14 protein-coding genes are annotated in these 14,941 nt (G+C 61.9%); 10 read left to right on the top strand and 4 right to left on the bottom strand.

Translation table 11 applies throughout. The features are described 5' to 3' along the window. Positions 1–12: 12 nt before the first annotated feature. Genes M2281_RS27945 through M2281_RS27955 form a run of 3 tightly spaced genes read right to left on the bottom strand, consistent with a single transcriptional unit; the run spans position 13 to position 3,415 of the window. The gene (locus M2281_RS27945) at positions 13–1,683 is read right to left on the bottom strand and encodes an AMP-binding protein (RefSeq protein WP_280824483.1); all 1,671 of its coding nucleotides are present in this window, start codon (positions 1,681–1,683) and stop codon (positions 13–15) included. Then, a complete protein-coding gene (locus tag M2281_RS27950; RefSeq protein ID WP_280824484.1) occupies positions 1,680–2,516 on the bottom strand; it encodes a MaoC/PaaZ C-terminal domain-containing protein in 837 nt (278 codons plus the stop codon). Before M2281_RS27950 ends, M2281_RS27945 begins: the two co-directional genes overlap by 4 nt. After that, on the bottom strand, positions 2,513–3,415 hold the full coding sequence (locus tag M2281_RS27955) for an SDR family NAD(P)-dependent oxidoreductase (protein ID WP_280824485.1): 903 nt from the start codon (positions 3,413–3,415) through the stop codon (positions 2,513–2,515). The genes M2281_RS27950 and M2281_RS27955 overlap by 4 nt, the downstream gene beginning before the upstream one ends. A gap of 247 nt (positions 3,416–3,662) precedes the next feature. Here M2281_RS27955 and M2281_RS27960 point away from each other — a divergent pair, with 247 nt between their 5' ends. Beyond that, entirely contained in the window at positions 3,663–4,883 is a 1,221-nt protein-coding gene (locus M2281_RS27960; protein WP_280824486.1) for a PLP-dependent aminotransferase family protein, read from the top strand. A 20-nt stretch (positions 4,884–4,903) separates the two neighbouring features. Here M2281_RS27960 and M2281_RS27965 read toward each other — a convergent pair whose 3' ends face one another. Continuing rightward, positions 4,904–5,614, bottom strand: a complete 711-nt coding sequence (locus M2281_RS27965; RefSeq protein ID WP_280824487.1) for a TetR/AcrR family transcriptional regulator — start codon at positions 5,612–5,614, stop codon at positions 4,904–4,906. Positions 5,615–5,894: 280 nt separating this feature from the next. On the opposite strand from M2281_RS27965, the gene M2281_RS27970 reads away from it, so the two are divergent. From M2281_RS27970 to M2281_RS28010, 9 genes are all read left to right on the top strand, one after another. Continuing rightward, the gene (locus M2281_RS27970; protein WP_280824488.1) at positions 5,895–7,055 is read left to right on the top strand and encodes an acetyl-CoA acetyltransferase; all 1,161 of its coding nucleotides are present in this window, start codon (positions 5,895–5,897) and stop codon (positions 7,053–7,055) included. Beyond that, a complete protein-coding gene (locus M2281_RS27975) occupies positions 7,048–7,452 on the top strand; it encodes a Zn-ribbon domain-containing OB-fold protein (protein WP_280824489.1) in 405 nt (134 codons plus the stop codon). The genes M2281_RS27970 and M2281_RS27975 overlap by 8 nt, the downstream gene beginning before the upstream one ends. Before the next feature lie 9 nt (positions 7,453–7,461). Next, positions 7,462–8,649 carry an acetylornithine deacetylase gene (gene argE / locus M2281_RS27980; protein WP_280824490.1) on the top strand — a complete coding sequence of 396 codons (1,188 nt, stop codon included), beginning with the start codon at positions 7,462–7,464 and terminating at the stop codon, positions 8,647–8,649. Positions 8,650–8,682: 33 nt separating this feature from the next. Continuing rightward, a complete protein-coding gene (locus M2281_RS27985) occupies positions 8,683–9,348 on the top strand; it encodes an RraA family protein (RefSeq protein ID WP_280824491.1) in 666 nt (221 codons plus the stop codon). A 162-nt stretch (positions 9,349–9,510) separates the two neighbouring features. Further along, positions 9,511–11,313 carry a hydantoinase B/oxoprolinase family protein gene (locus tag M2281_RS27990; protein ID WP_280824492.1) on the top strand — a complete coding sequence of 601 codons (1,803 nt, stop codon included), beginning with the start codon at positions 9,511–9,513 and terminating at the stop codon, positions 11,311–11,313. 62 nt (positions 11,314–11,375) lie between these two features. Next, entirely contained in the window at positions 11,376–12,551 is a 1,176-nt protein-coding gene (locus M2281_RS27995; protein ID WP_280824493.1) for an ABC transporter substrate-binding protein, read from the top strand. Between the two features lie 25 nt (positions 12,552–12,576). After that, positions 12,577–13,344, top strand: coding sequence for an ABC transporter ATP-binding protein (locus M2281_RS28000; RefSeq protein WP_280824494.1), 768 nt, complete (start codon positions 12,577–12,579; stop codon positions 13,342–13,344). Then, the gene (locus tag M2281_RS28005; protein ID WP_280824495.1) at positions 13,338–14,063 is read left to right on the top strand and encodes an ABC transporter ATP-binding protein; all 726 of its coding nucleotides are present in this window, start codon (positions 13,338–13,340) and stop codon (positions 14,061–14,063) included. The genes M2281_RS28000 and M2281_RS28005 overlap by 7 nt, the downstream gene beginning before the upstream one ends. Next, complete coding sequence (locus M2281_RS28010; RefSeq protein WP_280824496.1) at positions 14,060–14,941, top strand: branched-chain amino acid ABC transporter permease; 882 nt, start codon at positions 14,060–14,062, stop codon at positions 14,939–14,941. The genes M2281_RS28005 and M2281_RS28010 overlap by 4 nt, the downstream gene beginning before the upstream one ends.

Genomic DNA, 14,941 nt, shown 5'->3' on the forward strand with positions numbered 1-14,941 from the left:
AGTGCCATTAACCTACTCTCCGAACTTGCCGGTTTCCCGATCCCACGCGCCCTGGCGCAGGTCGGCTTTCGCCTGGATCAAGGCCTGCTTCTGGATACGCATGGAAGGCGTGCGCACGAAGTCCGTGTCCCTATATTCTATGAAGCGAGGCAGCTTAAAGCCGGCAAGATTCGTCTTGCAGAATTCGATGATTTCCGTAGGCGGCAAGCTTTGGCCCGGTCTCAGTTGGACATAGGCCTTGACTTCTTCGCCCCGCAATTGGTCGGGAACGGCCACCACCGCGGCGTCGACCACTTTCGGATGTGAGCGCAGCACACCCTCGACTTCGGCAGCAGAAATGTTCTCGCCGGAGCGGCGGATGATTTCCTTCTTGCGTCCAACGAAATAGAGCAGGCCGCGTTCGTCACGCCTTGCTATGTCACCGGAATGATACCAGCCGCCGCGATTTGCCTCGGCCGTCACTTTCGCCCGGTTGAGGTAGCCAGCATAGAGGTCCGGACCGCCGATGAGGCATTCGCCATGCTCCCCGTCAGGCACGTCGTTGCCGTTGTCGTCCACCAGGCGGATCGTGACGCCCGGTGGTTCGACGCCCATCGTACCGGTTCCGACGAGCTCGTCGGCAAGATGGTCCGGCACCCGGCTCATCAGGCCGCCCTCAGTGCTGCCGTACTGGTTGTGCCAGTGGAAGCCATACCGTTGCAGCAGCTCCTCATGAAGTTCCTTCGGCAGGCCGGCGTGGATTGCAAGACGGACACGATGGTCGCGATCGACCGGGCCCGGCTCTCCTTTCAACAGCAGCGCGGGGATGGAGGCGATGGAGAGCAACTCGGTGGCGTCGTACTTCGTAACGACATCCCAGAAGCGCGACACCGAAAACCGGCGCATTGCTATCAACGTGCCTCGCGAGGCCAGTGACGTCAGCAGCTGTATCGCCGGATCTGCGTAGTAGAAGGGCAGGCAGCAGAGCTGGCGATCCTGCCAGCCACGCCTGAAGAGGCGAAGGTCTATATCGATGACGCGCAACCACCAGCCGTGATGCAGCATGCAGCCCTTCGGCGCACCGGTTGTGCCCGACGTGTAGTAAACCGTGACGATGTCGTCGCGCTCGCATTTCACGGTAGCAAAGTCGAGCGGTTCGGCAGCGCTCTCGTAAGTGGCAAGCCCGTCTGGCTCGGCGCCGTCGATAGTCAGGACGTGCTTGAGGAATGGCGCCTCGGCGCGCAGGGTTTCGATCACTGGGAGCTGCAGCTTGCCGACGATAGCGCCGACGGGCCGAGCGTCATCGACGATATGGCCTGCATCAAAGGCCATGGCCGTCGGAGGGATCGAGACCAGCGTGCCGCGGTTTGCGATGATCGCGAACAGCGCGATCATGAACTCGAGCCGGTTGTCGAGCATGACGACGACGCGATCGCCCGGTTTGATGATGCCACTAAGGTAACCGGCGAAGCGCTGGCAGCTGTCGAGGAATTGACGGCGCGTCAGCGTCGGGCCGTCCTCAATGATGATAGCCGGGCGCTCGGGATCTTCGAGGCAGGCCTTGTGTACGATCTCGATCACGGTCTGCTGAGGCAGTGCCGACCAGTCCGGCGCGACGTTCTCGTGCCGGACCCAACCCTGCGGCCGCTCAGGCACGCCGGCGGCGCCAAGCTCCATGCGTTTGCCTGCCACCGGCTTACTCATGCGGACACCTCGGCATATCCGTTCCTGATGACGACATTACCGGCCACGTCGGTCGCTTCAAAGCCGACGAGGCCGTTCGCACCTGCCCAGTGTTCGACAGCGAGCGTTTGGCCATTTGTCAGGAAGAGCGGATGGGCGAAACGACAGCCAAGGCGCCGCAGGCGTGGCGTCAGGCCGTCGCAATGGAGATCGACGATGGCGCGGGCCGCGAAGGCAAGCGTACACATGCCGTGCACTATCGGCGCCGGAAATCCCTCTCGGGCCGCAGCAACAGGGTCGATCGTGTAGGGCGAATAGTCTCGGGCAGCGTCGGCGTAGCGACGCGTCTGGTCTGGCGTCAGTGCATAGGAGGAGGTGGCAGTGTCTTGCTTTGCCGGCGCCGGGCGCTGGGGCGGGCGCTCCCCAAGCGCGAGCGTCGACGGTTCGCCGCGGCGCAAGCAGGTGCTGTACTGGGTGCACACCGGCTTGCCGTCATGGGTCGCGGTGTCGGACCGTATGATAATAGCCGTTCCGGCCCGGCTGCCGCGGACGCCGTACAAGGTGGAAACGGTGAAGAGGCGTTGCCCTGGCACTATTGGGGCGTGAAAGAGGAAGTCATGCTCGCCGTGCAGGACGAAGTCGGGCGTGGCCATGCCAAGCACCTCCACCATGCTCTGCATGACCGGTATGTGGGAGAACACCGGTGGAGCGAACTCGCCGGCGAGGTGCCTGGGGTTCCGGTCGTCTAGGGAACGCGCAAACTGAGCGATCCTATGGGTATTGGTGCGAAACTCTTCCGAGTCCCGCGAAAAGCCAATCGGGAAGACGTCGGCCATCGCCGCATTTGCGTTCATGACGGAAGCCCTTCGACGAAATCTCCGAGCTGCGGGAGTCTCGGCAGCCGATGGTTCAAAGCCTGTTCCACGGCTTCTAGCTGCCAGCGGCCTTCGGTGCGGACGTCGACCTCGATGGCGCTTGGCGCGATGACCTCGATCCGATTGCCATAGGCCTGGAAAACTTGGCCGGTCGCCGGGCAATCGGCAAGGGCTAGCCAGCAGATTAGCGGCGAGACGTTGTCCGGCGAAAAGATGTCGAAGCTCCCTTCCGGCGGCGGTTCCAGCGAAGCTTCGATGCGGGTGCGCGCAGAGGGCGAAACGGCGTTGGATCGGACACCGTATCGCGCGCCCTCCAACGCCAGCGTACGCGACAATCCTACCACGGCGAGCTTGGCAGAAGCGTAGTTTGCCTGGCCGAAATTGCCGACGAGGCCGGCAAGCGACGTGGTGTGAACGATGGAAGCCGCCACTTTCTCGCCGGCCTTGGATTTGTTGCGCCAATACTCCATTGCATGGCGGGCCGGCGCGGCATGGCCCTTGAGATGGACGCGGATGACGGCGTCCCATTCCTCTTCGGACATGTTGGCGAAAAGCCGATCGCGCAGGATGCCGGCATTGTTGATCAGGATGTCGAGGCCGTCAAAGGCCGATAGGGCCGTCTCCACGAGAGACTTCGCGTCCGTCCAGTCGGCAACGTCGTGGCCGCTAACCACAGCCTTGCCGCCGGCGCCGACGATTTCATCGACGACCGACTGGGCCGGGGAGGTGTCGCGGCCGTCGCCATGTAGATCCGCGCCGAGATCGTTGACGACGACCGCCGCGCCTTGCTTGGCAAGCGCCAGGGCATAGGCACGCCCGAGTCCGCGGCCCGCGCCGGTAACGATCGCTACTCTTCCTTGAAGCCGGGATGAGGTCATCAGCGCATCTCCCCGGCTTGATCGGCGAGGTATGCGGACAATGGTATCCTATGGCCTGTCAAATTCGCCTCGCCACTTCTTGAAATGCGATCGGGCCGGCCGGCTTCGCAGGGGTTGATTGCCCCTCCTGCAACTCCTTGCCAATGTTGACAGTGGTAGATAAAATGAATATGAAGTCAATATCATTTTTGACGACAAGGGTCGGGGCGATGGCTCCACGCAGCCGCTCAAACGGAGATTGCAGGCGATGGCGTCTTCCACCACCTCCCGTCCTGCATTTTCGCGCTGGCTCTCCGCGAGTAACGATATCACCCAGCAGTTTCTGTCGATTGGTGCCCAGCCTGACTTCATCAGCCTGGCTGGAGGACTCCCCGCAGCTGAATTCTACCCCAATGCGGCGATTTCCGAGGCTATGGAAAGAGCCCTCAGCCGCTGGGGCTCTAAGGCGCTGGAATACGGCCCGGTCGAAGGCTTTCTGCCGCTGCGCCAGCACATCGCCGAGAGAATGAGCCGGCAGGCGGTCCGTTCCTTCACGACCGACAATGTGCTGCTCACCGTCGGCGCCATGCAAGGACTGGACCTGTTAGGCAAGGTTCTCATCGATCCGCATGAGCGCGTCGTCGCGCAGTTCCCCACCTATGTCGGCGCGCTCGATGCCTGGCGCCCCCGGAGCCCGTCCTACCAGGCGCTCGATTGGGACGTCGACGGAGCTACTACCGCGGACGCGCTGCGCGGTGCCAAGTTCATCTACACCGTACCGAATTATTCCAACCCGACCGGTGCGCTTGTTTCGATCGCGGCGCGGCAGGCGCTGCTGGAAAAGGCGATGGAGGCCGGCATATGGCTGGTGGAGGACGATCCTTATCTGGCGCTGCAGCTCGACGGGACAGCGGTACCAAGCATGCTCGAACTGCATGGCCGAATGGAGAAGACCGGAAGTTACCAGGGCCCGGTGATCTATCTTGGAACACTGTCGAAAAGCTTGGTTCCCGGTCTACGTGTCGGCTGGGCAATTGCCTCGCCCGACATGATCCAGGCGCTGGTACTTGCCAAGCAGTCGGCGGACCTGAGCGGTTCAATGTTGACGCAGGCGCTTGCGCTCGAACTCTTGGAGGCTGGCCTAGAAGAGGCGCATGTGCCGGAAATCGTGCGTCACTACAGATCCCGGCGAGATGCACTTTGCGCCGCCGCCGCGACCGAGCTTGGTGAGTGGTTCGAATGGGAGATGCCGCCAGGTGGCATGTTCGTCTGGATGCGCAGCCGGCATCCTGCAATCGACACCGACGCACTTTACGGTTTCGCGTTGAGCGAGAAGGTCGCATTCGTTCCCGGAAGCGCCTTCGATCCCGCTGGGAAGCTGCGTTCGGCCATGCGGGTGAACTTCACGAGGAATGCGCCCGCGGTGCTGGAAGAAGGCATCGCGCGGCTTGCCGTGGCAACGAGGCGCTATCTGGGTAGCAATTGCTGAAAGCCCGGTTTTGCTTCCGTTCAATGCGCAGGCGGATCCTTGCAATAGACGGCCCGGTACCACAGCGTGGACAGCATCAATGCGAGATCTTCGGCATGCGAAGGATCTTCCTCGTTGAATAGGGACTCCTGATTGACGATGATCGAATAAAGGTAGTGGAAGACCATGCTTTCCAGCGCATGCGCTACTGCAAGCGGCGAGCCCGGCATGTGTTCCTTGTAGTTGCCACGACGCTCGATCGAGCGGGCCAGATTCTCGATCCACTTCTGGTGCCTTGGTCGCCAAACTTCCCGGAATTCCGGCAACTGGCTTTGCAACTGAACGTGGCATCGCATGAGGCCGGGATTGGCGCGGTAGGCGTCGATGAACGAGCGATTGGTGTTCAGGATCGCCTCGAATTCAGTGGTGCCGCGGCCGACCTGCCTCGCCTGCTCGTACAGGAACTCGTCGAATTCCAGCACAACTTCGGTCGCGATCTCGTTCTTTTCGCGGTAGTAGACATAGAAGGTGCCCAGCGCGACTTCGGCATAGGTGCAGATGTCGGAGACTTTGATGTCCTGGTAGCCGATTTCCTCCAAAGCCCGCGCGGCTGCTATCTTCAGGCGATACTTGGTCCTGTCGCCTTTGGAAGCAAAAGACAGGGTTTCAAGGCCGCTCGCCAGATGGTCGGCGTATTTGACGCCGCGAACTGCCTGTACCGCAGAATCCTGTTCTTGCTTGGCCTGCACCATGGGAAACCTCCTCGGGGCGATATTGCGCCCGGATCGCTGATATCAACCTGCTTGCCGATCGGTGCAAGCAGGGAGGCAATAAAATGATATTGACTTCATATTCATATTGTAATGATCTCTGATTCCGAAGCCTGATGCAAGCGATGATGCTGCCGTTCCCCCGTTTGAGGGGAGGTTTGCCTTGCGTCCGTGTTCAGGCGCCTATCTGGCAGGGAGGTTGGTAGCGCGACGCTCCGATCAGTCTCGTCAGATCGCAACTAACGGGTGACTGGACGCCTTCATGACGCACGCCCTGACAACGTCACCCGTCTATATCGCCGGTGTCGCAGAGACGCCACTCGGCAAGGTCACCGACCAGAACGAGTTCTCGATGGTTGCCCTCGCGGCGAGGGAGGCGCTGGCGGAAGCGGGGCTTGGCTTTCGCGATGTCGACGCGCTCTTCACCAACTACATGGGCGAAGAGGGATCGGTGCAGCTCGGCGAATATCTTGGCCTGCGTCCACGATATGCAGAGTCGTCTGACATGGGCGGCGCTTCATTCGAGTTCTTTGTTCATCATGCGATGACCGCCATCGCCACCGGACGCTGCGAAGTCGCTCTGATCGGCTACGCCTCGCGCCAGCGAAGCCGCCGCAATCGCAAGAAGGCCGCGTCGGCGCTCGATGGCTCGCTGGCGGCGCAGTTCGAGACGCCATTTGGCATCCATTTTCCCATCGGCCACTACGCGCTCAGTGCCGCCCGTTACATGCACCAGTACGGGGTAACGCTCGAGCATCTGGCTGAAGTCGCCGTGGCGGCGAGGCAATGGGCCGCGCTCAATCCGAAGGCCTGGGTGCGCGATCCGCTCTCCATCGACGACGTCATGTCTTCGCCAATGCTGTGCGATCCGCTGCGTAAGCTTGACTGCTGTCTCGTCACGGACGGTGGCGGCGCAATCGTCGTTACCACGAAGAGCAGGGCCCGCGACGCGGCCAAGCGACCCATTCGGGTGCTGGGGGTCGGCGAAAGCCATGTTCAATGGCACGTTTCGCAATGTCCGGACCTCACCGTGACACCCGGCATTTTCTCGGGTCGCGACGCGTTCGCAATGGCCGGCATAAAGCCGTCGGACGTCGACGTGTTCGAGCCCTACGACAACTTCACCCATGCGGTGCTGCTCTACCTGGAAGATCTGGGCTTCTGCGGGAAGGGCGAGGCAGGGGCATTCGTTTCGGAAGGGAATCTCAGGCCGGGCGGTAGCCTGCCTTCCATGACGTCCGGTGGCGGCCTTTCCTACTGCCACCCGGGCGCGCTTGGTATCTTGTTGCTCGTCGAAGCGGTGCGCCAGTTGCGCGGTGAGGCGGGTGACCGGCAGGTACCGGACGCCGAGATCGCGGTGGCGCATGGCACCGGCGGCCTTGCTTTCTCGACAGCTTCGACAGTGGTGCTCGCCCGTGACTGACAAGAAGTCCTTCTCCGACCTCGGTGCCGCCGATCCCACCACGGAGCCGTTCTGGCAAGCCTGCCTCGAGGGGCGGCTGATAGTCCAGCGCTGCGAGAGTTGTGGGGTCCATCAGTTCTATCCGCGGCCGTTCTGCCTCTCCTGCGAGAGCGGGGCGCTGGAATGGGTCGACGCCAGCGGCACTGGCACCATCTATTCCCTGACTACGGTTCGGATTCCGGTCTCCGAGGAATTGGTGCCACCTTATCTTCTCGCACTGGTCGATCTCGACGAGGGGCCGAGGCTGCTGACCAACATAGAAGCGGCCCAAGCTTGTATCGGCGACCGCGTCGCAGTCGCGTGGCGCGCCAGGGATGGCCTGCCGCCGCTGCCCGTTTTTAAACCTGCGGGGCGGTAAAAGATGTCCATGGGGACAAAATCAACGGCCGATTGTGTCAGGATCATCGGTGACCTGATTGGGTTCCCGACCGTTTCCAGCAGTTCCAATCGAGACCTGCTCGCTTACGTCCAGGCCTATCTGGCACGGTATGACGTTGCCAGCGACATTCTCTGGAATGAGGAGGGGACGAAGGGTAATCTTTGGGCAACGATCGGCCCTGCAGGCCTTCCGGGCGTCATCCTGTCTGGCCACAGCGATGTCGTTCCCGTGGAAGGCCAAGCCTGGACGGGTGATCCATTCCTAGTGCGCGAAATGGACGGGCTCCTTTATGGCCGCGGGGCCTGCGACATGAAGGGTTTTATCGGCGTCGTGCTCGCCGCAGTACCGAGCCTTGCAAAACGCCCCCTCAAGGCGCCGATCCACATTGCGATTTCCTATGACGAGGAGTTGGGCTGCACGGGTGTCAGAAGTCTCGTAGAGCGCGTCAAGGCTATGAAGATCAGGCCGGCGTTGTGCATCGTCGGCGAACCGACCAGCATGCAGGTCATCATCGGCCACAAGGGTGGCGGCATGTTCCGCGTCATCGTAACCGGCAAGAGTGCCCATTCGAGCCTGGCTCCCTCGGCCGTCAACGCCATTGAATATGCTGCTGAACTGATCGGCTATATCAACAATCTGGCGCAAGCCCATGCGCATTTCGGGCCGCACGACCTGGGCTATGACGTTGCCCACTCGACGCTTTCGGTGACCACCATTTCCGGTGGCACTGCGCTCAACATCATTCCGAACCATTGCGAGTTCGGATTCGATATCCGCTCGCTGCCGGAAGTCGATGCGCGGGCGCTGATCGACCGGATACGTGCGCATGCCGAGTCGGTTATCCTGCCCCGCATGAAAGCGGTCGCACCCGAAGCTTCCATCGTGATCGAAGACGTGGTGCAGCTCATCGGCCTCGCGACAGAGGCCGAGCACCCGGCCGTGACCTTTGTGAAGCAGCTTGCCGGTCGCAACGACCACGCCAAAGTCGCCTACGGTACGGAAGCGGGCTTGTTCAGCATCGTCGCTGGAGTAGTCTCGGTCGTCTGTGGCCCCGGCTCGATAGAGCAGGCGCATAAGCCCGACGAATATATCGCGCTGTCCGAGGTCGAGCGCTGTCGGCTGTTCATCGACAGACTTGCCTCGCAATTGGAACTGGGCGGGCTACCGTGGCGATAAATGCCTGCGGTCTCGCAGTTGAGGAGGGGTTAGATGCCGACGGCAATCCATGCCACCAACCACGAACGCCTGGGCCCTGATATCCTCGCCGCGTGGGCGCGTATTCCTGTTACGATCGTCTCGGACATCACGAGCGGTCGCGTTATCGCCGATCCGAGGATCAGGCCGTTGCGACCGCTTGCATCCGCAAATAGCATGGTCGGCCAGGCGGTGACGGTCTGGTGTGACCGTTCCGACTTCGGATCGATGTTGCATGCCATCGATCTTGCCGGTGAAGGCGAGATCTTGACCGTTGATGCGGGCGGCAATCTGCAAACGGCCTGCTGCGGCGAAATCCTCTGCGGCGTCGCGCGGCGCAGGAAGGTCGCCGGGCTCGTCGTCAACGGCGCCGTCCGCGACATCGACATGCTCGCCAGCTGGGACGATTTTCCGGTGTTTGCATTGGGAAACACGGCAAAGGGACCACTCTCCAAGGAATGCGGTTCGGTCAATGGTGAAATCGTCTTCGGCGGGGTTGCCGCGCGACCGGGCGACATCGTGCTCGGCGACAATGACGGCCTCGCGATCATACCTATCTGCGATTCTGGGAGACTTCTTGCGCTCGCGCAGGAGCGGGCACGCATGGAAGAGCAGTGGACGACCCAACTCGCCGACGGTGGGTCGCTCGTCGACGTGTTTAGCGTTCCAGCCGCCATCTGATCGGCAGCCTTGACAACATCGCTGGGCCAACAAATCGACCAGCGTCGCGAAAAACTGATATTGACTTCATATTCATTTTAAAGTCTTCTTTGATGTACCGCTACTGTGACTGGAATGGTCGGGCGGTCAGGAATGTATTCTCGATTCGGGAGGGGATGGAGGATGGCGCGGTCGGGCAAAGCCAAGAAGGTTGCCACATTCGATCCCACACTGCTTGCGGTGTTATCCAGCCGTTTCGAATCCATCATCCGCGAGATGACGAACACGGTGATGAAGGCAAGCCGTTCGAGCGTCATCAAGAACGCGCGGGACATGTCTTGCGGCATCCTGACGTATGACCATCGCCTGATCTCGGTGGAAGAGGCGCTGCCGATCCATGTGAATGCGCTCGAACTCACCACCAAGCCGATCACGGAATTGTTCGACGACGTGAAGGAAGGCGACGCCTTCCTCAACAACAGTCCTTTCTATGGCGTCACCCATCATGCCGACCTCACGCTTTGCGTGCCGGTCTTCTTCGATGGAACGCCGCTGTTCTGGACGCTTTCGCGCTCGCACCATGCCGACATCGGCGCTCCGGAACCTTCAACGTATCTGCCCTTTGCCGCGACCATCTACCAGGAGGGCGTGCATTTTCCCTGCGTGCGCGTTCAGGAGAACTTCAGGGACAAGGACGATCTGATCCGTATCGGGCTGCAGAAGATCCGGGTCAGCAACATCTGGTATGGCGACTATCGCGCACAGGTCGGTGCCTGCCGGACCGGCGAGCGGCGGCTCAAGGAACTGGTCGCACAATATGGCATCGATACGGTGCGTGACTTCATCGAAGCGTGGATGGAGTATGGCAAACGTCGGGCGATCGCCTCGATCCAGCAACTGCCGGCCGGCACCTATGTCTATGAGGTTCGGCACGACCCGGTGACGGGCGTTGCCAACGAGGGCATTCCCATCAAGGCCAAGGTGACGGTCGACCCGGAGAAGGGCCTGATCACCGTCGACGTCCGCGACAACCCGGACTGCGTTCCGGGCGGCCTCAACCTTACCGAAGCCTGCGCCGTCGCCTCCTGCCGCATCGGGGTCTACTATAACCTCGACGCGGGCGTGCCGCACAACGAAGGCAGTTCGAGTCGTATCGTGCCGCTTCTGCGCGACGGCTGCGTTGTTGGCAGGCCGAGCCATCCCACCGGCACCTCCTGCGCGACCAGCAATGTCAACGAGCGCCTCGCCAACGCGGTTCAGTGTGCATTCTCACATATGGGAGAGCCCTATGGGATGGCCGAAGGCGGCGGCAACTTTTCGGCGGCCCTTGGGGTCGTCTCGGGCATCGACAAGCGGCGCAAGGAGCATGTCGAATACATCACCCAGTTGATGCTGGCGCTTTCGGGCGGCCCGGCCAACCACGGTCATGACGGCTGGCTTACCTACGAATGTTCGGTCGGCAACGGCATCATGGTCACGGATTCGGTCGAGGTGGACGAAGCCACCTATCCCATCCTTATCGAGGAGCGGCGCGTCAGCGAAAACAGCATGGGCTTCGGCCGCTGGAATGGCGCGCCGGCTGTGCAGGGCTCCTACCGGTCGCTGACCGGCGACATGATGCTCTATGTCTGCGGCGACGGCGGCGTCTTCCCGGCCAAGGGTGTGCTCGGCGGCATGGCCGGCGCGCATTGCGGAACATGGCGACGCGACGTCGACGGACAGGTCGAGCGGGTGGCGGATTTCTACAGCGGTACCTTCGCCGATGGCGAGGCGGTTCATTATCGCTCCTGCGCCGGCGGCGGCTATGGCGATCCGCGGCTGCGCGACCCCGAACGGGTTGTCGAGGACGTCAATCGGAAATGGTTGAGCGTCGCTGTCGCTGCCGACGTTTTTGGCGTGGCGCTGACGCAGTGTGCGAACGGCATCGACTACGAGATCGACGAGGCCGCGACGGCCAAGCTGCGCGGCCGCGACGTGGCAGCCTGATCGTAAAAAGAATGGTGGCGGCCCCGTGCCGACCGCCGCAAGAAACCACAGAGGGAAATCAAATGAAGCACCATCTTCTGAGAACTGGCTTGGCGGGGCTCATGCTCGCTGCCGGCCTCTCCTCTGCGTGGGCAGAGGATCCGATCATCATCGGCGCCGCGATCGCCCAGAGCGGTGCGATCGCGCCTTACGACGAGGGTCCGGCCAAGGCGATGGAGATCGCAGTGGACGAGATCAATGCCAAGGGCGGCGTCCTCGGACGCCCACTCAAGATCATCTATTCGGACACCAAGTCCGATATTGCCTATGGCGCCACCGCCGCCCAGGATGTCATCGACAAGGGCGCCCAGATGGTGGTTGTCACCTGCGACTACGACTATGGCAGCGCCGCCGCGTCAGTGGCTGATGCCGCAGGCCTGATCACATTCTCGACTTGCGCCGGCGATCCCAAATTCGGTCCGTCGGGCATCGGCCCGAACGCTTTCACCATGGCTACCGGCGCGCCTGGCCAAGCCGTGGCGCTCGCCGAATGGGCGTATAACGTCAAGGGCTGGCGGTCCGCCTATGTGCTCCTCGACACCAGCATCGCCTTCGATGCCAGCTTCTCCGACTTCTTCGAGCGCAGGTGGAAGGAACTTGCCGGCGCCGACGGCCTGATCGGCAAGGATACGTTCGGGGGTGAGGATCCGCAGATCGCCAGCCAGATCACGCGCGTCAAAGGCCTGCCAAAGGAGCCTGACTTTGTCGTGCTGTGCTCGTTCCCGCCCGGCGGCCCAAGCGCCATGCGCCAGTTGCGCGCGGCTGGCGTCAACCAGCCGCTGCTGCTCTCCGAGTCATGGGATGGTGACTTCTGGCTGGAGGCGATACCCAATCTCACCGATGCCTATCTGGTGACCTACGGTTCGGTGTTCGGCAACGACCCCAGGCCGGAAGTGGCGGATTTCATGAAGAAGTTCACCGCCAAATTCGGTGCGCCCCCGGTCACTTCGCACGCCCTGACAGGCTATAGCGTGATCCAGGGTTGGACGAAGGCAGTCGAGAAGGCGGGAACAATCGACGCAGACAAGGTGCGGGAGGTGCTGGAAACCTTCGCCGACGAACCCTTGCTGGCCGGTCCGACGACCTTCACCAAGGATACGCACATCAACATGCAGCGCGACCTCATCCTTCTGGAAGTGAAGGATGGCAAGGCGGGCAATGTCGTGGACGTCATCAAGGCCCATCAGATGCCTAAGTAAGACCACGACCAGGCTCGAGCAAAGCATGATGAGCACGCATCCCGGCGAACAGCATCGACCTACCGTATCGTCCCTAGAAGTCGACAGCGTCGTCGTCGACTTCCAAGGACTTCGGGCTATCGAAGACGTCAGCCTCACGTTGAGGTCCGGCGAGATTCTGGGGCTGATCGGTCCCAATGGCGCCGGCAAGACGACGTTGATCAACGTGCTGACCGGATTCCAGCCGGTGATGAAGGGCAGCGTGCAAATGGGCGGCGTCGACATCAGCGACTGGAAACCGCACGAGCGCAGTCGGCGCGGGCTGGTACGGACCTTCCAGGGCGTGCTGCCCTTCGCCGGTCTCACCGCGCTCGAGAACGTCGAGGCCGGCGGCGTCGCCATCGGCTTGGGGCGGCGCGAGGCCCGCGCCGAGGCGGTCAGGATACTGACCGACATGGGGCTCTCGGCAAAGGCCGACCGGCAGGCCGGCACACTGCCCTTCGGCGAGGTGCGCAGGATCGGCATCGCCCGCGCGATCGCCATGCGCCCGCGCTTCCTGCTCATGGACGAACCCGCGGCCGGGCTGAACGATGTCGAGTGCAGCGAGCTCCACAACATCATCAGGGGCATAGCGGCCCGGCTCAATTGCGGCATCCTTTTCATAGAGCACCGCATGTCGCTGGTGTTCAAGCTGTGCGACCGGGTCCAGGTATTGCAGCTCGGCCGCACGCTTGCCGTGGGCTCGACCACCCAAATCCGGAACGATCCAAATGTCCGCAAGGCCTATCTCGGCGAGGAGGCGGCGGCATGCTGAAGGTGACCGATCTCAGCGTTGCCTATGGCAGCATCACTGCGCTGCGGGGCATCTCCTTCGAAATCACCGAAGGCGAGGTCGTGGCGGTAATCGGCCCCAACGGCGCCGGCAAGTCTACTCTGCTCCTAAGTATCGCAGGGGTGCTCAAGCCGCGCTCCGGCCGTATAGAATTCGCGGGCAGGAATATTACCGGCAAGCAGGCCGAGGCATTGGTTTCCGAAGGCATTTCATTGGTTCCGGAAGGCCGGCACATCTTCGGCTCGCTGACCGTGGCCGAAAACCTGGCGTTGGGTGCGACGGTGCGGCGGGACCGGCAGGCGATCGCGTCCGACATCGACCGGGTGCTCGCCATGTTCCCGGTGCTGAAGGACCGTTACCGCCAGCGCGCCAACAAGCTTTCCGGCGGCGAGCAGCAGATGCTGGCGCTCGGCCGAGCGATGCTGGCGCGCCCGCGTCTTCTGCTGCTGGACGAGCCGTCGCTGGGGCTGGCGCCGTTGATCGTCAATCAAGTCTATCAGTCCATTATGGACCTCAGGCAATCCGGCGTGACCGTGTTGGTGGTGGAGCAGAACGTAACGCGCGCCCTGGCCGTGGCCGACCGCACCTATGTGCTGAGCTTCGGGGCTATCGCCATGTCGGGCAGGTCCACCGAGCTTGCCGGCACGGCCGCCTTCGATACTGCCTATTTCGGTGTTTCGCGCGAGGTCGAACAAGAATGATCGTCCTGCAGAACGCCATCGATGCCGTCAGCCTCGGAGCAGTCTATGCATTGGCCGCGCTCGGCATCGGTCTCATTTTCAGCGTCATGCGCCTGATCAACTTCGCCCATGGCGAGCTGATCATGGCGGGCGGCTTCTGCCTCTATGCGTTGGTTGGACAGCCGCTGCTGGTTGTCATCCTTGCGGTTCTGATAGTGAGCACGGTTCTGGCACTCGGAATGGAACGCGTCGCGTTCCGGCCGCTGCGCAAGGCCAATCCCGCAACACTGCTGATCTCGTCCTTCGCCGTTTCCTATCTGGTGCAACATGTGGTGCTGATGATTTTCGGGTCACGCGCCATGGGAGTACCGTTCCTTCCCGAGCTCGGCACCAGCATCGAATTCCTTGGTCTCAGGATACCGCGGCTGCAGCTCGTGACCGTCATCACCACTTTGGTGCTGATGGTCGGGTTGGTCGCATTCTTCCGCTTCTCGCGTATCGGCTTGCAGATGCGCGCAGCCGCAGAGGATTTCACGATGGCGCGGCTGGTCGGCGTCCGTGCCAATCGAGTGATCGCATTTGCCTTCGCGATCTCCGGAATCCTGGCCAGCATGGTGTCGTTCTATCTCGTCGCGCAGACCGGTTCGGTTTCCTACAAGATGGGCGTCAACATGGTGCTGATCGCCTTCGTGTCGTCCGTCATCGGCGGGATGGGCTCGGTCGCCGGCGCCGCACTTGGCGGCTTCCTCGTCGGGATCATCTCAGTGTCGCTGCAAGCCTACCTGCCGGTGGATCTCAGGCCTTATCGCGATGCATTTGTCTTCATGCTCTTCATTCTCTTTCTTTTCTGGCGCCCGGACGGCCTGTTGATGAGCCGCGCCGACAGGGACCGTGTTTAA

This window comes from Pseudaminobacter soli (ex Li et al. 2025) (assembly GCF_029892515.1).
GTDB lineage: Bacteria > Pseudomonadota > Alphaproteobacteria > Rhizobiales > Rhizobiaceae > Pseudaminobacter > Pseudaminobacter soli_A.

Coding starts and splice junctions, on each gene's coding strand:
- M2281_RS28005 (WP_280824495.1), top strand. CDS start 13,338: ATGCTGAAGGTGACCGATCTCAGCGTTGCCTATGGCAGCATCACTGCG.
- M2281_RS27990 (WP_280824492.1), top strand. CDS start 9,511: ATGGCGCGGTCGGGCAAAGCCAAGAAGGTTGCCACATTCGATCCCACA.
- M2281_RS27955 (WP_280824485.1), bottom strand. CDS start 3,415: ATGACCTCATCCCGGCTTCAAGGAAGAGTAGCGATCGTTACCGGCGCG.
- M2281_RS27950 (WP_280824484.1), bottom strand. CDS start 2,516: ATGAACGCAAATGCGGCGATGGCCGACGTCTTCCCGATTGGCTTTTCG.
- M2281_RS27945 (WP_280824483.1), bottom strand. CDS start 1,683: ATGAGTAAGCCGGTGGCAGGCAAACGCATGGAGCTTGGCGCCGCCGGC.
- M2281_RS27995 (WP_280824493.1), top strand. CDS start 11,376: ATGAAGCACCATCTTCTGAGAACTGGCTTGGCGGGGCTCATGCTCGCT.
- M2281_RS27985 (WP_280824491.1), top strand. CDS start 8,683: ATGCCGACGGCAATCCATGCCACCAACCACGAACGCCTGGGCCCTGAT.
- argE (WP_280824490.1), top strand. CDS start 7,462: ATGGGGACAAAATCAACGGCCGATTGTGTCAGGATCATCGGTGACCTG.
- M2281_RS27960 (WP_280824486.1), top strand. CDS start 3,663: ATGGCGTCTTCCACCACCTCCCGTCCTGCATTTTCGCGCTGGCTCTCC.
- M2281_RS27965 (WP_280824487.1), bottom strand. CDS start 5,614: ATGGTGCAGGCCAAGCAAGAACAGGATTCTGCGGTACAGGCAGTTCGC.
- M2281_RS28000 (WP_280824494.1), top strand. CDS start 12,577: ATGATGAGCACGCATCCCGGCGAACAGCATCGACCTACCGTATCGTCC.
- M2281_RS27970 (WP_280824488.1), top strand. CDS start 5,895: ATGACGCACGCCCTGACAACGTCACCCGTCTATATCGCCGGTGTCGCA.
- M2281_RS28010 (WP_280824496.1), top strand. CDS start 14,060: ATGATCGTCCTGCAGAACGCCATCGATGCCGTCAGCCTCGGAGCAGTC.